The organism is Stenotrophomonas sp. C3(2023) (genome assembly GCF_032911385.1).
In the GTDB taxonomy this organism is placed as follows: Bacteria; Pseudomonadota; Gammaproteobacteria; order Xanthomonadales; family Xanthomonadaceae; genus Stenotrophomonas.
The window spans coordinates 137,060-156,471 of sequence record NZ_JAWJLO010000001.1 but is presented as its reverse complement, the minus strand read 5'-3'; the positions used below and the strand labels follow the sequence as shown (position 1 = coordinate 156,471).

At 67.5% G+C, this 19,412-nt stretch carries 16 protein-coding genes; 6 read left to right on the top strand and 10 right to left on the bottom strand.

The window, feature by feature from the left end:
* Positions 1 to 5 precede the first annotated feature (5 nt).
* Positions 6 to 1,982 (bottom strand): UvrD-helicase domain-containing protein, encoded by a 1,977-nt coding sequence (locus RZA67_RS00595; RefSeq protein ID WP_317210583.1) that lies wholly within the window; start codon positions 1,980 to 1,982, stop codon positions 6 to 8.
* A gap of 106 nt (positions 1,983 to 2,088) precedes the next feature.
* On the opposite strand from RZA67_RS00595, the gene RZA67_RS00590 reads away from it, so the two are divergent.
* Entirely contained in the window at positions 2,089 to 2,709 is a 621-nt protein-coding gene (locus RZA67_RS00590) for a thymidine kinase (protein WP_317210582.1), read from the top strand.
* Between the two features lie 24 nt (positions 2,710 to 2,733).
* Here RZA67_RS00590 and RZA67_RS00585 read toward each other — a convergent pair whose 3' ends face one another.
* The 3 genes from RZA67_RS00585 to RZA67_RS00575 all read right to left on the bottom strand — a co-directional run bounded on the left by RZA67_RS00585 (position 2,734) and on the right by RZA67_RS00575 (position 5,747).
* On the bottom strand, positions 2,734 to 4,338 hold the full coding sequence (locus RZA67_RS00585) for a glucan biosynthesis protein D (protein WP_317210581.1): 1,605 nt from the start codon (positions 4,336 to 4,338) through the stop codon (positions 2,734 to 2,736).
* A 128-nt stretch (positions 4,339 to 4,466) separates the two neighbouring features.
* A complete protein-coding gene (mutM, locus tag RZA67_RS00580) occupies positions 4,467 to 5,279 on the bottom strand; it encodes a bifunctional DNA-formamidopyrimidine glycosylase/DNA-(apurinic or apyrimidinic site) lyase (protein ID WP_317210580.1) in 813 nt (270 codons plus the stop codon).
* Positions 5,280 to 5,333: 54 nt separating this feature from the next.
* Entirely contained in the window at positions 5,334 to 5,747 is a 414-nt protein-coding gene (locus RZA67_RS00575) for an EF-hand domain-containing protein (protein WP_317210579.1), read from the bottom strand.
* Positions 5,748 to 5,821: 74 nt separating this feature from the next.
* On the opposite strand from RZA67_RS00575, the gene RZA67_RS00570 reads away from it, so the two are divergent.
* Positions 5,822 to 6,607, top strand: a complete 786-nt coding sequence (locus RZA67_RS00570; protein ID WP_317213764.1) for an ATP-binding cassette domain-containing protein — start codon at positions 5,822 to 5,824, stop codon at positions 6,605 to 6,607.
* 7 nt (positions 6,608 to 6,614) lie between these two features.
* On the opposite strand, the gene RZA67_RS00565 is transcribed toward RZA67_RS00570, so the two are convergent.
* Positions 6,615 to 7,808 carry a DUF4785 domain-containing protein gene (locus RZA67_RS00565; protein WP_317210578.1) on the bottom strand — a complete coding sequence of 398 codons (1,194 nt, stop codon included), beginning with the start codon at positions 7,806 to 7,808 and terminating at the stop codon, positions 6,615 to 6,617.
* Positions 7,808 to 8,662 carry a hypothetical protein gene (locus RZA67_RS00560; RefSeq protein ID WP_317210577.1) on the bottom strand — a complete coding sequence of 285 codons (855 nt, stop codon included), beginning with the start codon at positions 8,660 to 8,662 and terminating at the stop codon, positions 7,808 to 7,810. Before RZA67_RS00560 ends, RZA67_RS00565 begins: the two co-directional genes overlap by 1 nt.
* 242 nt (positions 8,663 to 8,904) lie before the next feature.
* Here RZA67_RS00560 and RZA67_RS00555 point away from each other — a divergent pair, with 242 nt between their 5' ends.
* Positions 8,905 to 9,744 carry a phosphatase PAP2 family protein gene (locus tag RZA67_RS00555; RefSeq protein WP_317210576.1) on the top strand — a complete coding sequence of 280 codons (840 nt, stop codon included), beginning with the start codon at positions 8,905 to 8,907 and terminating at the stop codon, positions 9,742 to 9,744.
* 187 nt (positions 9,745 to 9,931) lie between these two features.
* Here RZA67_RS00555 and RZA67_RS00550 read toward each other — a convergent pair whose 3' ends face one another.
* A complete protein-coding gene (locus RZA67_RS00550; protein ID WP_317210575.1) occupies positions 9,932 to 12,199 on the bottom strand; it encodes a TonB-dependent receptor in 2,268 nt (755 codons plus the stop codon).
* A 152-nt stretch (positions 12,200 to 12,351) separates the two neighbouring features.
* Between RZA67_RS00550 and RZA67_RS00545 the strand changes: the two genes are divergently transcribed.
* Together RZA67_RS00545 and RZA67_RS00540 are read left to right on the top strand one after the other, a co-directional pair.
* Positions 12,352 to 13,305: a TIGR00266 family protein gene (locus tag RZA67_RS00545; RefSeq protein ID WP_317210574.1), complete on the top strand. Its 954-nt coding sequence runs from the start codon at positions 12,352 to 12,354 to the stop codon at positions 13,303 to 13,305.
* A 77-nt stretch (positions 13,306 to 13,382) separates the two neighbouring features.
* Entirely contained in the window at positions 13,383 to 14,369 is a 987-nt protein-coding gene (locus RZA67_RS00540; protein WP_317210573.1) for a patatin-like phospholipase family protein, read from the top strand.
* A gap of 115 nt (positions 14,370 to 14,484) precedes the next feature.
* Here the strand turns inward: RZA67_RS00540 and RZA67_RS00535 are convergent, their stop codons facing one another.
* Together RZA67_RS00535 and RZA67_RS00530 are read right to left on the bottom strand one after the other, a co-directional pair.
* Positions 14,485 to 16,455, bottom strand: a complete 1,971-nt coding sequence (locus RZA67_RS00535; protein ID WP_317210572.1) for a hypothetical protein — start codon at positions 16,453 to 16,455, stop codon at positions 14,485 to 14,487.
* Between the two features lie 143 nt (positions 16,456 to 16,598).
* Positions 16,599 to 17,084 carry an Lrp/AsnC family transcriptional regulator gene (locus RZA67_RS00530; RefSeq protein WP_317210571.1) on the bottom strand — a complete coding sequence of 162 codons (486 nt, stop codon included), beginning with the start codon at positions 17,082 to 17,084 and terminating at the stop codon, positions 16,599 to 16,601.
* A gap of 125 nt (positions 17,085 to 17,209) precedes the next feature.
* Between RZA67_RS00530 and phhA the strand changes: the two genes are divergently transcribed.
* Positions 17,210 to 18,103 (top strand): phenylalanine 4-monooxygenase, encoded by an 894-nt coding sequence (gene phhA, locus RZA67_RS00525; protein WP_317210570.1) that lies wholly within the window; start codon positions 17,210 to 17,212, stop codon positions 18,101 to 18,103.
* A gap of 145 nt (positions 18,104 to 18,248) precedes the next feature.
* On the opposite strand, the gene RZA67_RS00520 is transcribed toward phhA, so the two are convergent.
* Positions 18,249 to 19,346: a GDSL-type esterase/lipase family protein gene (locus RZA67_RS00520; RefSeq protein WP_317210569.1), complete on the bottom strand. Its 1,098-nt coding sequence runs from the start codon at positions 19,344 to 19,346 to the stop codon at positions 18,249 to 18,251.
* Between the last annotated feature and the right edge of the window lie 66 nt (positions 19,347 to 19,412).

Genomic DNA, 19,412 nt, shown 5'->3' with positions numbered 1-19,412 from the left:
GGTCGTCAGTCAAACAGCGCCGAGATCGCGGCCAGTCCGGCGTTGGCGCGCTCTTTCTTCCGCGCGGCATCGGCGACTGGATCGGCACCGTCGCGCTGGATCTCCTCGGCAGGAATCTCGTCGAAAAAGCGGCTGGGCTTGAGCCGGATATGCTCGCCGAACTTGCGCGTCAGCTTGCTGTAGCTCATCCACAGCTGGATCTTGGCGCGGGTGATGCCGACGTACAGCAGACGACGCTCTTCCTGCAGGTTGCCTTCGTCCAGGCTGACCTGGTGCGGCAGCACGCCGTCCTCGCAGCCCACGATGAACACATACGGAAACTCCAGCCCCTTGGAGGCATGCATGGTCATCATGCGCACCTGGTTGCCGCCCTCGTCCTTGTCACTGCGCGACAGCAGCGCCAGCTGTCCGGCCAGGTCGGCGGCGGTGGCACCACGCGGACCGCCTTCGAACCATTGCGCCAGTTCCTCGATGTTGTTGGCACGGCGCTGGTAGCTGGCTTCTTCCTTGGCCTGCTGGCGCAGCTCACTGAGCAGGCCCGACTCTTTGGCCACCTTGCGGATCATGTCGCCCGAGCTGATCTCGCGGGTCTGTGCGCGCAGGTCACGCAGGATGTCGGTGAAGCGGGCCAGACTGTTGGCCGCGCGCGGTGGCAGCTGCTGCAGCGCGCCGATGTGCTCGGCCGCCTGCGCCATCGGCATGTCCTTCTCGGAGGCCAGCTCGGCCAGCCTGGCCAACGTTCCGGCGCCCACGTCGCGCTTGGGTGCCTGCACCGCACGCATGAACGCCGTGTCGTCGTCCGGGTTCACCAGCAGGCGCAGCCAGGCCAGCGTGTCCTTCACTTCCTGGCGCTCCAGGAACATGGTGCCGCCGGTGAGATGGTAGGGAATGCGCAGCAGCTGCATCGCCTTTTCCAGCGGCCGCGACTGGAAGTTGCCGCGGAACAGGATGCAGAAGTCACTCCACGGCACGTTGCGCGACTGCGCCACAAAGGCGATCTCGGCGGCGACCTTCTCTGCTTCATGCTCGCTGTTGCGACACTCCCAGACCCGGATGCGCTCGCCGTCGGCCTGGTCGCTCCACAGCTTTTTCAGATGCTCGTGCGGGTTGTTGGCGATCAGCGCATTGGCCGCGCGCAGGACCCGGTTGGAGCAACGGTAGTTCTGTTCCAGCTTGATGATCTCCAGCGCGGGATAATCGCGTCCCATCTGCTGCAGGTTTTCCGGGTTGGCACCGCGCCAGGCATAGATCGACTGGTCATCGTCGCCCACGCAGGTGAAGTTGCCCTTCTCGCCAGCCAGCTGCTTGAGCAGCCGGTACTGCGCATCGTTGGTGTCCTGGCATTCGTCCACCAGCAGGTAGCCGATGCGCTCGCGCCATGCCAGGGCGATCTCCGGGTTCTCCTCCAGAATCTGCACCGGCAGCCGGATCAGGTCGTCGAAATCAACAGCGTTGAACGCGGTCAGCCGCAGCTGGTAACGCTCGTAGATGCTGGCCGCCTCCTTCTCGCGGTTGCTGCGCGCTGCGGCCATCGCCTGTTCGGGTGAGAGCCCGGCGTTCTTGGCGCGCGAGACCAGATTCTTCATGTCCTCGATGTCGTCGGGCTTGGCGCCGTACATCAGGTCCTTGATCTGCGCAGCCGCGTCGTCGGCATCGAAGATCGAGAAGCCGCGCTTCAGGCCGACCGCTGCATGCTCGATCTGCAGGAACTTCAGCCCCAGCGCGTGGAAGGTGCAGATGGTGACCTCGTCGGCGTCCTGCTCGCGCAGGCGTTTGGCCACACGCTCGCGCATTTCCTTGGCCGACTTGTTGGTGAAGGTGATTGCCGCGATGCGGCGCGCCGGGTAGCGCCCGCAGCTGATGAGGTGGGCGATCTTCTCCACGATGACGCGGGTCTTGCCGCTGCCGGCGCCGGCGAGCACCAGCAACGGGCCTTCGATGTGGAGGACGGCGGCAGCCTGGGGGGGGTTGAGACCATGCATGATGGGGAGATTGTAGCGGCAGCGTCGCCCTGGGATCGGGCCCTGCAGCACACCTGCGACCGCGCCGGCGCTCGTTCAGCCAACGCCGGGCCCGTAGAATAGGCCGATGGCCAAGCTCTACTTCTACTACTCGGCGATGAACGCCGGCAAGACCACCACCCTGCTGCAGAGCGCGCACAACTACCGTGAGCGCGGCATGCGGGTGGCGATCCTGACCCCGCGGCTGGACAACCGCGCCGGCAGCGGTGTGGTGGCCTCGCGCATCGGCCTGCAGGCGGCCGGCGTCGCCTTCGAGCCGCAGACCGATCTGCAGCAGCTGGTGGCCGATGACATCCAGACGCATGGAAAACTGGGCTGCGTCCTGGTGGACGAGGCGCAGTTCCTCAGCCGCGCGCAGGTGTGGCAACTGAGCGAGGTGGTCGACCAGCTGCGCATTCCGGTGCTGTGTTACGGCCTGCGTACCGACTTCCGCGGCGAGTTGTTCGAGGGCAGCCAGTACCTGCTGGCCTGGGCCGACGAGATGCAGGAAATCAAGACCATCTGCCACAGCGGCAAGAAAGCCACGATGACGGTGCGCGTGGACGAACACGGCCACGCGGTGCAGGACGGCCCGCAGGTGGAGATCGGCGGCAACGACCGCTACGTGTCGGTCAGCCGTGCCGAGTTCAAGAAGATCACCCGCGGCGAAGGACGTATTGAACCGGCCCAGGCCGCATTGCCGTTGTAGCGCCGGGCTCTGCCCGGCTCTACGTCAGTACAACGTGCGTTCCGGTGCCCCGGCCGGCGGCGGGCTGTACTGGTACAGCCAGGTTTCGGTCAGCGGCTTGCCGGCACTGCGCAGGTACAGGCGGATGTCGATCTGCGCGGTGCTGCCCTCCGGCGGTACCAGGTCGAACATCGCGCGGTAACCGTTGATCTCACGCAGCGGGCGCGCCGAAACGATCTCGACCCGGCCGGCGCTGGCCTGTACCACGGCCTCGACCTCGGCCTTGTCGATCAGCGCGGCCAGTTCGCCTCCTTCGAAATCCACCGCAAAGCGCCAGGAGAAGTACTCGCGCTTCTTGCCGATGACCCCGCCCAGGCCGGTACGGGAGGCCACGCAGTGGGCAAGCGGCGGGCGTGCCGGTGGCTGGGCGCCCCAGTACAGGCGATAGCCGACCAGCAGCTCCTTGCCCGGCTGCGGCTTTTCCTTCGGGTTCCAGAACGCGACGATGTTGTCGAAGGTTTCATCCACGGTGGGAATCTCCACCAGCTGCACCGAGCCTTCGCCCCAGCCCTGCTTGGGCTCGACCCACAGACAGGGGCGCTTCTCGTAGAACACGCCATCGTCCTGGTAGTGGTCGAAGTCGCGATCGCGCTGGAGCAGCCCGAACCCGCGCGGATTGGTATCGACGAACATGTTGAAACGCAGCTCGCGCGGATTGCACAGCGGCCGCCAGATCCATTCGCCGCTGCCGGTCCACATCGACAGGCCGTCGGTGTCGTGGATCTCCGGCCGCCAGTCCCACGCCATGCGGCGGTCGTTCTCACCGACCTGGTACATGCTGGTGCACGGGGCAATGCCGAGACGTTCGATGGTCCTGCGCGGGTACAGCGCGCAGTCGATGTCCATCAGCAGCACATCGCCGTTGGTGATGGCAAAGCGGTAGGCGCCGGCCACGCTGGGCGAATCCAGCAACGCGTAGACTACCAGGGTGTCCGAGTCCTTGGCCGGCTGCTCCAGGTAGTAGGCGATGAAGTCCGGGAACTCTTCCGGCCGGCCCATGCCGGTGTCGATCGCCAGCCCCCGCGCCGACTGGCCGTACTGACCTTCCTTGCCCACGGCGCGGAAATAGCTGGCACCGAGGAAGGCGGCAAAATCGCGGTCGGTGTCCTGGCGTGTGTTGAGGCGGAACCCTGCAAAGCCCAGGTCGGCCGGCAGCTGGCCACCCTTGATGCCGCTGCTGCCGTAATCGAAGGCCGCCCCGTCATAGGCCAGCTCCTGCGCCTTGCCATCCACCACGTCGAACATGCGCACCGGCGAGTGGAAGTACAGCCCAAGGTGGAAGAACTTCGCCTGGTGACGCCCGGGCTGGTCGGCCCACAGCGCATGGTCCTGGCGGTAACGGATGGACTGGTACTGGTCCCAGTCCAGCGCTTCGACCGGACCGGGCAGGGTGCGCTTGTGGGTCTGGTAGGCGGCTTCGGACAGCGCGCGGGCCTGGCCCTTGAGGCTGGCGAAATCAAACGGCTGCGGCTCTCCCAGCCGGCGCAGGCCCAGCTGGCGCTCGCCGCCAGCGGCGCAGGCCGGCAGCGCGGGCAGGCCCATGGCGGCCAGGGCAAGGGAGGCGTTGCGGAGGAAGTCGCGTCGTTGCATGCAGGCAGCCGGTGGGTGGAGGGGCCGGCCATTATGCGAACAGGAAAGTTAATTGTGGGCGCAGACCCGCCCGGCCCGTTCAGCCGGCAGCGGCAGCACCGGCGGCCGCCGGTCAGCGGCTGGCCGGCTCAGCGTTGGCAGAAGCCGCACCAGACGCTGGCGCGCTGGCCGATGGTGGCATGCCGCAGCGGTCGGCCGCATTGGCGGCACGGCTGCGCGTCGCGCCCGTAGACCAGCAGTTCCTGCTCGAAGTAGCCCGGCGCGCCATCCGGGCTGATGAAATCGCGCAGCGTGGTGCCGCCCCGGGTGATGGCGTACTCCAGAATGGTCTTCACGGCGTTGGCCAGGCGCTGGTAGCGCTCGCGGGAGATCCGGCCGGCCTCGCGCAACGGGCTGATCCCCGCCATGAACAGGCTTTCGGCGGCGTAGATGTTACCCACCCCCACCACCACCGCCTGATCCATCAGGAACGTTTTCACCGGTGCCTTGCGCCCACGGCTGCGCTCGAACAGGTAATCGCCGTCGAAGGCCGCGTCCAGCGGCTCTGGACCCAGCCCCTTCAGCAGCGGGTGGATCTCACCCGCCGGCTGCCAGAGCAGGCTGCCGAAGCGGCGCGGGTCGTTGAAACGCAGCAGGCGACCGTTGTCCAGGCTGATGTCCACGTGGTCGTGACTGCGCAGTGGCGTGTCGCCGGGCAGCACGCGCAGGCTGCCGGACATGCCCAGGTGCAGCACCGCGCTGCCGGCTGCGGTGTCCAGCAGCAGGTATTTGGCGCGGCGGCGCACCTCGTCGATGCGCTGCCCGGGCATCAGACGCTCCACCTCGGGCGGAATCGGCCAGCGCAGGTCGGCACGGCGCAGGATCACCCCATGGATGGCGCGCCCCAGCAGATGCGGGGCCAGCCCACGGCGGGTGGTTTCTACTTCGGGAAGCTCAGGCATGGGCGCAGTGTAGTGGCTGCCGGCGCTGTCCGGCATGCACAGCGTGCCCGGGCTTCAGCGCGGCGGTGCGGCCAGTTCACGCGCGCTCAGGTAGCCATCACCATCAGCGTCCTGCCGGTGAAAACGCGCGACCAGCGTCTGCCGCTGCTGCGCGCGGGTGATCGGCCTGCCCTTGCCACCGGGCAGTTCGTCAGAGGTGAGCACGCCATCGCCGTTGCGGTCGAGCTGGTCGAAGGCGTACAGCATCCACGCCAGGTACTCCGCTTCGCTGACCCGGCCATCGCCGTCAGTGTCCATGCGTTGCAGGTAGCTGGCGGTATCGGTGACCTGTGCCACTGTCGCAAACGGCAGCAGGAGCAGCGGCACGGCCCCGCGAACAAGCGTGCGGCGCAGCCAATGGAATGCAGGACGCAGGACATAAGGCGGCAACATGGCAGACATGATGGCGTGCGGCGTTGCAAACTTCATCTTTTTCCTCCCTCACCCGTTCACCGGGGTCGCCCGTGTCCAGCCAGTCTTCCGTCCCTGCCGCGTCACCGCCGTTGATCGAACTCGACCATGCCACCGTCGTGCGTGGCCAGGTAAAGGTGCTGCACGGCCTGACCCTCTCCATCGCACAGGGCCAGCACACCGCGCTGCTGGGTCCCAACGGCTGCGGCAAGTCGACCCTGATCAAGCTGATCACCCGCGAGCTGTACCCGCTGGCCGTGGGTGCCGGCACGGTGGCCGTGCGCGTGCTGGGCCAGAGCCGCTGGCAGGCGGACCGGCTGCGCTCGCAGCTGGGCATCGTGACCGGCGATCTCAGCAGCAACCTGTCGGACATGCCGGGACTCACAGTGGAGCAGGCGGTGCTGTCCGGCTTCTTTGCCAGCTACGTGGTGCCCTCCTTCCGCGAAATCACGCCCGCCATGCGTGAGCGCGTCGGCGAAACGCTGGCCCTGACCGGTGCCACCGCACTGCGCGAACGCGCCTATGCCGAGTTGTCGGCCGGTGAGACCCGGCGCGTGCTGATTGCCCGCGCCCTGGTCAATCGCCCGCAGGCGCTGCTGTTGGACGAACCCTCCACCGGCCTGGATCTGGTGGCACGGCAGCAGCTGGTGGCCACCATGCGCACGCTCGCCCAGCAGGGCATCACCCTGGTGCTGGTCACTCACCACATCGAGGAAGTGATCCCGGAAATCGAGCGGGTGGTGCTGCTGCGCGACGGCAGGGTGCTGGCCGACGACACGCGCCAGGCGCTGCTGCGCGATGGGCCACTATCGGAGGTGTTCGGCGGCGCCATCAAGGTCGTGGAGCACGAGGGCAGACTCACCGCCTACGCCGACTGAGCCGCACTCAGTAGCGCACGGCCCGCAGGCGCCGCTCGATGACACCCAGGCGGCTCTGATCATGCAGTTGCAGTTCCCTTACTTCGTACGGTGCGCCAAAGCCCGCAGGCAACCGCACCTGGTTGAAGGGCAGCGTCAGCACGCCCGCACCCGGGCTGGCGAACCAGGCTGCGGCCTGCGCCTGGGCCACCGGGCGCAGACGGCCATCGGCCGCCGTGGCATACAGCGTACCGTGCAGGGCGTAGCGCCCGACCGCGCCCACCTCCACCGGCAGGGCGATACGTCGGCTCGCCCGGTCTGGCAGAACGGTACCGGTCAGGCGTGCCGTAGGGCGAGCGGCGGCAAAGGCAATCTTGCCATCGCGTAGAAGCCCGTCCGTCTGGGTAAAGACCTGCAGTTCCCACAAGCCCTGCTCATCGCCCCGCGCGTGCGCCAGCGACACACGGGCCTGCAGCTGACCCTCCTGCGTTGCGGCCAGCGGTACCGGCCAGCTGCGGCCATCGGGTGCGACCAGCAGCGCTTCGCCTGCCAGGTGCCCGCGGTGCACATGCGGACTGGCGCTGCCGTCAGGGCCGAGCAGGCGTACCTGCAGCACGCGTTCGTCCTGCGTCCGCCCGCGCGTGCGGGTGAGTTGCAGGTGCAGCTGCCAGGGGCTGTCAGGCTCGATGACCTGGACGTTGTAGCGACCCTTTGCCTGCGCGGCGTGCAACCGGTAGCTGCCGGGCGCCGCGTCCGCGGCGATGCGCAGCATGCTGCTGCCCTCGGCCGCAGCCATGCCGGTCTGCCGCAGCTGCGCGGTGTCGGCCGATACGGCAACCCGGTTGCGCCCGCCACGATCAAGCAGCTGCACCCGTTCTGCCGGAAGCGCAGCTGCTCCGGGGCCAGGACTCAGGTGCAGCACTGCGCCGCGCGCGGTTAACGGCAACACCACGCCTGCCTGCAGCTGCGCCGCATCGACCTGCAGCCCGAATCCGCGGCTGACCGCCTGCGTCGGCGGCGCGGGGTGCAGGGCGCGGTGCGGGTCCAGGGCCCAGGCAAACGCCACCGGCGCCCGCTCATGCGGACCCGGCGGCAGCTCGGCCGCCAACAGTTTCGTTGGCCGTTGGTCGTCATTGCTGACCAGCAACGGCTGCGCAGCGTTCGCCGCCAGCACGGGCAGCAGCAACAACGAAGCACAGCGGACATCCCACGACCTGCTCATCATCGCGCTCCAGGGGCATCAACCTGGGTGCGCAGCAGAGCGCCGAGCCCGAAGCAGTCACGTCGACTCTGCGCGTGGCTGAGCGGTTCGGCGCCGTCGGTGCGCCCGATATCGGTGAACCATTCCGCGCCGGCAGCGCGCTGGCTGCTGCACTCCAGGAAGCCATCCGAGCAAGGCCCCAGCCAGGCCTGGGTGAGTTCCAGTCCAACGTTGAGCAGGTACCCGCCACATGCGCTGTCGGTATCCCAAGGCGCCGCTTCGACATCGCTGCCCACCAGCACCCGGAAGGGCGTCGGCAAGGCGGGCCTGCCTGCAGTGCCGAACAGCTGTTCGCTGTTGTAGACAGCCATCTGGGTGACCTGCTGCATGCGGACGGCGTCGCTGCGACGCCCCAGCAACCACCCGAGCGCTACCTCGAAGCTGCTCCCGTTGATCACGGCGTCGGCCAGCGGTGTGCCTGCGGACGACGGTGCCAGGGCGATCACCTGGTCGATGGACGTGACCAGGCGAGGATAGCGGCTGTCCTGGCTGGGGTTGGACAGAATCCAGCGCACCACGTTGCCACCGTGGGAATGGGTGATGACAGTCAGCCGGGTGATGCCGTGGGTGTCCAGAAACGAGGTCAGCTGCGTGGCCAGACAACCTGCGGCGCCCGCCTTCCACGCGTACTGGTCGAAATCGCATTTGATGACAACATGGTTCGCGCGCTCGTCAAGGCTTTCGGTGACACGTTCGATGATCGCTGGCTGCCAATAGTCCGCAGCGGGTTCTTCGGGGCTGCCCGTGCCGTGGACAAAGGCAACGCCATGGACATCGCGTGCATGGGCCTCCAGTGTGGCAACGCTGAGCATCATGCAGGCACCGAGCATGCAGAGGAGGCGGCATGGCATGGCATTGTCTCGCAGGGCATAGGCCAAGGCGGCGTGTGGGTGCAATCCTCAGGCAGCGTCAGTGTCGTTTCCGTGCCGTTGGTCTGCCTTTGCGGGATTTCTATGGGAATCCAGGAACGTGCCGAATCTGGCCATCACCGCCGGTGTGCTGCAGCCATCCATACAGACTGCGATGATGCGCGCTGCCCTCCCATCCCGAGTCCGCCATGTTTTTGAAGACCGTCTCCTTCCGTGGGTTGTCCCACGCCGTGCTCGCGCTCGCGCTGAGCGGCTGCGCCGCGACCGAACCGCGCACGTCGGCGGTGGAAGCCTCGATCACCACCCGCGCAGTGGGGTATCTGTCAGCCGAAGCCGTGCCGGCCAGTCTGTTGCTGGTGCCCGCGCCGCCGGCGGCAGGCACGGCCGCGCGGGCGCTGGATGAGGAAGTCAGCCAGCAGGCACGCGCGCTGCGTGGCAGCGCGCGCTTTGCCCAGGCCACGCAGGATGCCGAGCTCGGCTTCCCGGCCGGTGCCAACCAGTTCTCCTGCGCCATTGACCTGGATGTGGACGCGCAGCGCACCCCCGCACTGTACCGTCTGCTTGAACGCAGCCGTATCGATGCCAGTGCTGCCACCCGCAAGGCCAAGCACCAGTACCAGCGGGCGCGGCCCTTCATGGCCAACGGGGAGCCGACCTGCACGCCGGAGGATGAAACCGCGCTGCGCAGCAACGGCTCCTATCCTTCCGGGCACACCGCCATCGGGTGGGCATGGGCGCTGATCCTGTCAGAGGCCGTGCCCGAGCGCGCCGATGCGATCCAGCTGCGCGGCCGCAACTATGGCGAGAGCCGGCTGGTCTGCAATGTGCACTGGCAGAGCGATATTCTGGAAGGGCGCTTCATGGGCGCGGCCGCCGTGGCACGCCTGCATGACAACCCCGATTTCCAGCGCGACCTGGCGGCCGCCCGCAAGGAGATCGTCGCCGCCCGAGCGCGCGGCGCGCATTCCAGCCGCGACTGCACCACCGAAGAGGCCGTACTGAAGGTCCGGCCGGCCAGCGCGCTGTAAGCCGCGCGAAGCGCAGCACGTTGCGGAATCAGGAGCGTGACGACCAACGGTCGTCACCTACCGGAGCAAAGCCGGCCATCCGCGCGGCGATGCTGCGTGGAGCGCGGTCGATGCACATCGGGGTGATGGGATCGAAACCAGAAGGGCCGGCAGTACGCCGGCCCTTCCATGTTGCTGCAACCAGGACTCAGAACTTCGCGGTGAACTCAAGACCGAACGTGCGCGGCTCGTTGAGGAAGCCGGTAAGGTTGTTGAAGTCGATCGCGCCGACCACGCGGGTCTGGTTGGTCAGGTTGCGGCCGAACACGGCCACATCGTACTGACCGTAATCCCAGTTGTAGCCCACGCGCAGCCCCCCTTCCAGCGAGCTGCGGCTGCGGAACTCCGGCGACTCGTACAGGAAGAAGTTGACCGGGCTGCGGTAGGCCCAGTCGGTGTACACGTAGAGCTCGCTGGCGTCGTTGATCGGGAAACCGGCACGCAGGGTCAGGTTGTGGATCCACTTCGGCGCCTGCGGCAGCGGATTGCCGTTGACCAGTGCATAGGTAGCGCCGTCGATCACCGTGGTCGGGTCGGTGATGGTGCAGCCGCCCCCGCAGATCGCCACCGCCAGGTTGCGGTCCTTGATCTCGGTATCGTTGTAGCTGCTGCCCAGGGTCAGCAGCAGGTTGTCTGCCAGATAGGCTTCCAGGTCCAGCTCGACGCCCTGGCCGATGGTCTTGTCGGCATTGAGCAGGGTGGCGGTGTTGTTGCTGCCGCCCACGGCGATCAGCTGCTGGCCATCGACGTTGTAGCGGAACACGTTGAAGCCCAGACGTGCACGACGGTCGAACAGGTCGGCCTTGATGCCGGCTTCATAGGAGATCACTTTCTCCGAGTCAGCCTGGGTCACGCCGCCGAAGGCCAGCCGGCCCTGGATCGACGGTGCCCGGAAGCCCTTGGCCACGCGCGCATAGGCGTTGACGTTGTCGGTGAGCTGGTAGACGCCGCTCAGGTCCCAGCTGACATCGTCGACATCGGTGTTGGCCAGGTAGGGACCGCTGACCTCGGTGCCCAGTGGCACGGCCTGAAGCACGCTGGCGGTGAAGTCCTTCTTGTCCTGCGTATAGCGCACACCGCCGCGCAGCTTGAAGCGCTCGGTCACATCGAAATCGCCGGAGGCAAACACCGCCCAGGCCTTGTTGCGCTGGCTCTGCACAGCATGACCGGTCTGCGGGTTGCCCGGCGTCAGCGAATCGTAGTTGAAGCTGTCGATGGTCACATCTTCATCGAAGTAGAACACGCCTGCCTGCCAGTCGAAGCGGCCCCATTCGTTGGACTCGATGCGGAACTCCTGCGTCCACTGGCGGTGATGCGGCAGGCCGTCGGCCGACTCGGAGGGGAACAGGATGACCCCCGGACCAGAGTTGCCAGCGCCGAGGAAGGCCGCGCCGTAGCCGCCATCCACATCGCCATGGTTCAACGATTCAGCGGTTTCATAGCCGGTGATCGAATGCAGGGTGACGCGGCCCAGGTCCCACTTGATGCGTGCACTACCGCCCCAGGTTTCCAGATTGGAGAAGTTCAGGCCGTCAGTGGCCACCTTGTCGCGGTCGAAGTTCTCCACCAGTGCATTGCTGCCGGGCTGGATGATGTTGGCGCGGAACAGACGGGCGGTGCCGTTGAGCTTGCGCTTGTGGAGGTTGAACAGCGCTTCCACATCGTCGCCCTCATAGAGGAACTGCACGCGGCCGGCGGCCTCGTCATAGCCTTCGAAGCCTGAGCTCGGCGCGTTGGCGACGGTGTTGTCGACGTAGTTCTCGCGACGCTGGTACAGCGCCGACACGCGCGCCGACCAGCGGTCGGTCAGCGGGCCGCCGTAGGCACCCTGCACGTTCCAGGTGTCATAGGTGCCGTAGGACACCTTCATGTAGCCATCGGCATCCTGCGACGGGCGTGCCGAATCGAACTTGACCACGCCGGCAGGCGTATTGCGGCCGAACAGCGTGCCCTGCGGGCCGCGCAGCACTTCCACACCCGCCAGGTCGAACAGCGGGAAGCCCTTCAGCAGCGGGCTTTCCTGCACGACGTCGTCATACACCAGCGAGACCGGCTGGGACGCATTGAGATCGAAGTCGGTGTTGCCCAGGCCACGGATATAGAAACGCGGGAACGCACGACCGTAGGACGACTCGATGTTCAGGCTGGGCACGCGCGCGGACAGGAAGCGGATGTCATCGCCGGCCGAACCGAGCACGTCCAGCTTCTCGCCCTGGATGGCGGTGATCGCCACCGGCACGTCCTTGGCGTTTTCCACCCGCCGCTGCGCGGTGACCTGAAGGGCGTCAAGGGCAACCGGGTCCTTGGCGGCAGGCGCCTGCTGCGCCGTTGCGGCCATCGGCAGCAGGGCGCAAAGCGCGACAACGAGGGGGTGCACGACCGGGGAACGGCCGTGGGCAGTGCGGTTCGGAGACATGGCGGTAGGCTGTGTTGGGAGGGGGTTGGAACGGCGCTACCGGATAATTGTTGCAATACAACACGCCTGCCGCAAACGACGCCCATTCACTGATGGCGTCGCGACCGCGCCCCGCCCCTAGACTGGGGGCTGCCGTCCTGCAGGAGCCGCAGATGTCCCCTTGGTACTTTCACTGTCCCGGCCAGGCCGCGCAGGTCGGCCCGCTCGACCTGCACAGCGCGCAGCAGTTCGCACAGGGCAATCCGCAGGCGCTGGCCTGGCGCGAAGGCATGGCGGACTGGATGTCGGTGCATGCGCTGCCGGAGCTGCGCCATACCGATGGCGCCGCGTTGCCCCCCTCCGTGAACGGCCCCCCCCAGCCCGCGCAGCAGACCGCTGGGATCGGCTTCCAGATCGTCGGCCATGAGATGCAGTTCGTCGAAATCACATTGGCGCCTGGGCAGACGGTGATCGCTGAGGCAGGCGCCTTGATGTTCAAGGACGCCGCCATACAGATCGAGACCGTGCTCGGCACCGGCGGCGAAGGCATGCTCAATGGCCTGCTCGGCGCGGGTCGACGCGCACTCAGCGGCGAGCGCCTGTTCCTCACCCGTTACAGCCAGCGCGGCCCGGACACGGCAAGGGTGGCGTTCGCAGCGCCGTATCCGGGTACGGTGCTGCCGATCCGGCTGGACCAGCACGGTGGGCAGCTGGTGTGCCAGCGCGACAGCTTTCTGGCCGGAGTCGGCGGCGTGCGCATCGGTGCGCATTTCCAACGCCGCATCATGACCGGCCTGTTTGGCGGCGAAGGCTTCATCATGCAGAAGCTGCAGGGTGAGGACTGGGTGTTCGTGCACGCCGGCGGCGCTGTGGTCGAGCGCGAGCTGCATGCCGGAGAGCAGCTGGACGTGGATACCGGTTGCGTGGTCGCGTTCCAGACCAGCGTGACGATGGACGTGCGTCGGGTGACGGGTCTGAAAAGCATGCTGTTCGGAGGCGAGGGGATGTTCCTGGCCACGCTTGCCGGGCCCGGCAAGGTGTGGCTGCAGTCGCTGCCGTTCTCGCGGCTGGCCGGTCGGCTGCGATCCGCTGCCCAGCGCGGCGGCAAGCGCGGCTCAGCCGGCTGAATGGGGTCGCGCCGTGGCCGCGCGGGCCCGCCGCTGCTTCGGTATGCTGGCGCCCTTTCCCGCCTGCGCACCTGCCGATGAGCCTGCTTCGTCCCCGCGTGATGCTGTCTGCCGCCCTGTTCGCCCTGCTGGCCGCCTGCGGCGGGCAGAGCACGCGGCCGACCCCGCCACCCGCTCCGACCGTTGTACCGAAAGCCACACCGGTGAAGATCGGCGTCGCCCTGGGCGGCGGCGCGGCCAAGGGCTTTGCGCATATCGGCGTGATCAAGATGCTGGAGGCCAACGGCTTCGAGCCGGTGGTGGTGTCTGGTACCAGCGCCGGCAGCGTGGTGGGTGCGCTGTATGCCAGCGGCATGGACGCCTTCGAGATGCAGAGCAAGGCGGTGGCGCTGGACGAAGCCAGCATCCGCGACGTGCGGCTGTTCTCCGGCGGGCTGGTGCAGGGCCAGAAGCTGCAGGACTACGTCAACGCCCAGGTCGGCAATCGTGCGGCGCAGAACCTGCGCAAGCCGTTTGCCGCAGTGGCCACCAACCTGGAAACCGGTGAGCGCGCGGTGTTCGTGCGCGGCAACGTCGGCCAGGCCGTGCGCGCCTCCAGCAGCATCCCCGGGGTGTTCGAGCCAGTGAAGATCGGACAGCACACGTTCGTCGATGGCGGCGTGGTCAGCCCGGTGCCGGTGGACGCCGCGCGCCAGCTGGGCGCGGACATCGTCATCGCGGTGGACATCTCCAGCAAGGCCAGCGGGCGCACCCCGACCGGCATGCTGGGCATCGTCAACCAGTCCATCGCGATCATGGGCCAGCGACTGGGCGAACAGGAACTGGCACGCGCCGATGTCATCATCCGCCCGCGCGTGCTGGACATCGGCGCCGCTGATTTCAGCCAGCGTGGCACGGCCATTCTGGAGGGCGAAAAAGCGGCGATGGCGGCGATGCCGCAGATCCGCGCCAAAGTGCAGCAGCTGCAGGCCGCGCGCGCGGCCGCGGCTGCCCCCAGGCCGAAGCCGGTCTGCGAGCAGCCTTCGCGGCTGGGCCGGTTGATGGGCCGCGACGAGAAGTGCTGAGCCAAGCGGTGAAGCCAGCGTAGAGCCGGCCTCTGGCCGGCTGCCGCGTCCAGCGCGACGGGGCTCTGGCGATCAACCTCGTCAGGGACCGCCTGCAGCGGGGCAGAGCCCCGCTCTACGCGGCGGCGCTGGCCTCCAACAGGTCGGCGGCATCCTGCGGTACCCACAGCTCGCCACTCGCGCGCGTCATCGCCAGATAGGCGGCGCGCACCGGGTGGTAGCGCAGGCGCGCATCATCACTGGCGCCGAAGCAGCAGGCCGACATCGACACGCGCGCGTACTGCATGTTCTTTGGGTGTGGCGCCAGGCACAGCACGACGGTGGCATCGGCTTCCTCCACCAGCGCGGCGAGCAGCCTGGCCATTGCCGCTGCATCGAAACCGCTGGCGAACAGATCGACCACCTCACGTTGCCCGCGCTGCTCGCAGGCACGGGCAAAGCTTTCCCAGCGCGCGGCCGAGCCCCCTTCGCGCCGGCTGCGCCAGGCGTCGGTTGGTACCTGCACATCGCGCTGCAGCGTGCGCAGCGAAGCAGGATGCACGTGCACCCTGGCACCTTTTGCCAGCAGCCGGGTGGTCTCCAGCAACAGCCGCCAGACGCTGCCATACAGGCGCATGCCGGTGACCGGCACCTCCTCCCATCGCGCATAACGCCGCACGGCAGTCGCACGGTCGCTGGCGCCATGGAAGGGCTGCGGCGCATCATCCAGTCCATCCAGCGCCAGTGAGCGGTTGACCAGGCTGTCCACCTGGCTGCCCTGGCGCACCGACTGGTGCATTTCCAGCTGCTTGCTCGACGACCAGCGCGGCACATGCCCCTGCAGACGCTGATGCGGGTCGGCCAGGCTGACCACACCGGGCGCATGCGTAGCCAACAGCTGCTTCCACGCAGGGCTGAGGTCGTGTGCCTCATCCACTAGGATCATCCCGAGCTGCAGTGGCGGGGTGGCACCGTGCAGCCACAGCCACTTGCCGATGTGCGCCACACCCAGACTGAGGCAGCCGCCCTTCTGCACCACCGGGTCGAACATGCAGCGCCACACATGCTCGGCGGCGGCAAGATACGGGGCGGCTTCCACCATCGCGCCCGGCACCACACGCTGGAGATGGCGCGCCTGCAGCTGCGGCGCCGCCGACGCGCACCAACGGTTGATGCCCTCGAACACCGCCAGCAGCACCTGTTCGGGACTACGCGCGCCAATGCTCTGCAACCCGATGCGGCTGGCGACCTCACGCGGGCGCAGCGTGCTCTGCCGGTAATTGGGCACGAAGCTGCCGAGCCGGCCGTTGCGCGTGGCATGCCGTGCCAGCAGGTTGGCAAATTCGATCTGGGTCAGCAGCCGGGTCGCGGCGTCGGCAGGCAGGCGTGGGCGGAAGGCCTCCACCTGGCCACGGGTCGGCGCCACATAGGTGTAGCGTCCTGGCCGCGCGTCGAGCAAGGCCAGTACCAAGTGGCCCTTGCCGGTACCTGCATAGCCCTGCAGGTCGATCAGCTCATCAGGGTTGGCCGCGATCGCACGCAGCACGCGGGCCTGCTCGGAGGTATACAGACCATTGCGCTCCACCGGCTGACGATCAAGCCGCGCGGCATCGGGTGCCTCATCGTCCACGTCGGCAGAAGCCTCACCGTCGTCCTCCACCAGCGCCGGCCAGCGGATCACATGCTCGGCCAGTGTGACCTGGCAGGCCTGCTGGAACGCCAGGCCGGGGTATTCGAGCGGCGAGGTGGCCAGAAAGTGCTCGACCACGGTTTCATCAGCCAGCAGCACGCCGGCACCGGCCAGCGTCTGCTGCCACGTCTCCAGCACGTCGGCGCCCTGCCCGCCACCGCCGCCCAGCTGCACCGGCACCGCGCCGGGATCTGCCGCGAACAAGGCGCATGCCTCATGCAGCAGGCGCTCGATATGTGCGGGCGGCTGCGGCTGCTGGCGGCACAGCAGCGCGGCCAGCAGACCGGCCTGCTCCAGCGCCAGCGTAGGTGGGATGCCGTGGGCGAGGTAGCGCGCGAGCACACGGCGACGCAACGGCAGAAAACACGGAGAGGATGGTGCGAAGTCTTCGAGCATGGCCACGGACAGAGGAGGCACGGTGGTGCACCGCACCGCCGTAAAGCCGTGATGCTCCGGCATGTGGGGGACCGGGTCAAACGTCGGCGCGTGATTGCCCTTTGCGCGGGTAGCAACGCACGGGGGCGCGGTGACGAAGGACGGGCGTGAGCGGCGCGAGGCGCTCAGCCTTCCAGCTGCGACAGCGGCAGCGCCCGGTATTCCTTGACCGCGCGCAGTACGAAGCTGGAGTTGGCGTCAGCCACGCCACCGGCGTTGAGCAGCTTGTCGAGCAGGAAGCGCGAGAAGTGATCCAGGTCGCGCACGTAAACGTGCAGCAGATAGTCCATAGCGCCGGTCAGCGCATGGCAGGCCACCACCTCGTCCCAGCCCAGCACTGCTTCGACGAAATGGCTGATCGCGGCCTGGTCGTGTTTTTCCAGCTGCACGCGGACGAACGCCTGCAGCCCCAGGCCGAGCCGGCGCGGCTCCAGCCGAGCGCCGTAGCCGGCAATGACGCCTTCCCCTTCAAGCCGCTGCAGGCGGCGAAGGCACGCGGATGGAGACAGATTGACCCGCGCGGCGAGTTCGGCATTGGTCGCCCGCCCATCGCGCTGGATCTCGGCCAACAAGCGTATATCCGTGCGGTCAAACTGGGCTTCCCCTACCATTGCTGCCTCGCAACACGTGGATGACGCAATTATATTGCGCTCAACCGACTGAGGCGCGCAACTTTGCAACCCTGTTGCGTGCCGGCTGCCCTAGGATCAACAGACCGTTTCCCAGGAGCAGCCCCATGGATGCCAGCCAACCCCGCCGCGTTGAACACCAGCAGACCGATAAAGGGTATGTGCCGGTATACACGACTGCCGTGGTGGACCAGCCATGGGACAGCTACAGCGCCGATGACCATGCCACCTGGAGCACCCTGTACCAGCGCCAGCGCGAACTGATGGTGGGCCGGGCCTGCCAGGAGTTCCTCGACGCGCAGGACCAGATGGGCATGAACGCCCGGCAGATTCCGCGCTTCGAACAGATCAACGAGGTGCTCGGCGCCGCCACCGGCTGGACCCTGGTCGGGGTGGAAGGGCTGCTGCCCGAGCTCGAGTTTTTCGATCATCTGGCCAACCGCCGCTTCCCGGTGACCTGGTGGATCCGTCGCCCGGACCAGATCGACTACATCGCCGAGCCGGACATGTTTCACGACCTGTTCGGGCATGTCCCGCTGCTGATGAATCCGGTGTTTGCCGACTACATGGAGGCTTATGGCCGCGGCGGCGTCAAAGCCCATGCGATTGGTCCGGAAGCGTTGCAGAACCTGACCCGGCTGTACTGGTACACGGTGGAGTTCGGCCTGATCAACACCGCCGACGGACTGCGCATCTACGGCGCCGGCATCGTCTCCTCCAAGGGCGAGTCGCTGTATTCGCTGGAATCGGCTGCACCGAACCGGATCGGCTTCGACCTGCAGCGGATCATGCGCACGCGGTACCGCATCGACACGTTCCAGAAGACCTACTTCGTCATCGACAGCTTCGAGCAGCTGATGCAGGCAACGTCCCCGGACTTCACCCCGATCTACGCCGCACTGGCCGACCAGGCACACCTGCCGGCCGGGCAGGTGCAGCCCGACGACCGTGTGTTCAATGCGGGCACGGGAGAAGGCTGGGCCGACGGCGGCGACGTGTAGGCGCCGGCCGCTGTACACGCTGGAGCTGTTGTAGAGCCGTCCCCACGGTCGGCTGCTCTGCGTACAGATCGCGCTGGCCCGCCGCGCTGTGCGCGCGAGCCGACCATGGGTCGGCGCTACCGGAACAGATCGCGGTGGCCCGTCGCTAGCGGGGGTAGGCCAGCAGCAGTACCAGGTCGTCTTCGCCAACCTGCTGCAGGGCATGTGAGCTGCCCGGCCGGGTCAGCAATGCGTGGCCGGCGCGCACGTCGTGCTGCTGGCCATCGAGCACGTAGCTGCCGCGCCCACTGACCACGTAGTAGATCTCGTCCTTGTGCTGCGGATGCAGGCCGATGCCTGCGCCCTTGTGCAGCACGCGCTTGCGCAGCACGAAGGGAAGGCCCTCGGCGTCGGCGAACAGCGGATAGGCGGTGGTCGGTCCGGCCCCACCATGCGGGCCCGGCTGCTCGCGGCGCACGTCATCCTCGTGTACCACCTGCGACGGCCGCGCGGGATCGGCCGCGGGCTGTGGCCCAACGTCGCAGTCGATATCGCGCACCAATGCCTGGCGCAGTGCCGGCTGCAGCTCGCTCCAGCCGCGGACCAGCAGACAGGCCACGGCCGTTGCCCCGGCCATGCTGAAGTGCGTGCCATCGGCCTTGCCCTGCTCGGGCACGAACAGGAAGTACGGGCGCGCACCCTGTTCGCCCAGGCCGCGGATCCACGCGGTGGTGCTGGCATTGAGATCGACCAGCGCCACCTGCTCCCGCTCGGCCAGCGCCTTCATCGCCTGCGTGTAGCGGCCATGGGTGTCCAGCAGCGAGCCGAAGTCGTACAGCAGCCGTGCTACCGGCGTCACCAGCACCGGCGTGGCGCCCCTGTCACGCGCAAGCTGCACGTAGCGCTGCAGGAACACCGGATAGTCGCCATCCGGATCGGTGTAGCGGCTGGCGTCCTCGAACTTGGCGTCGTTATGGCCGAACTGGATCAGCAGGATATCGCCGGCGCGCAGTTCGGCAGCGATGGCGTCCAGGCGGCCCTCGGCGATGAAGCTGCGCGTGCTGCGCCCGCCGCGCGCGTGATTGCGCACCTCGAACCGTGCCGGGTCCAGATAGCTTTGCAGCGCCTGTCCCCAGCCCGCCTGTGGCGCGCGTTCCGGGCCGTACTCCGCGGCAGTGGAGTCGCCGGCGATGAACACCCGTACCGGCGCCGCCTGGGCCGCGCAGGTGACAACGAGCAACAGCAGCGAAAGCATCAGTCGCATGGATCTGCACCTTGAAAGAGAAAGCCGGGCACGGCCCGGCTTTCCTGTCTGCCACGAGGCCGCGCG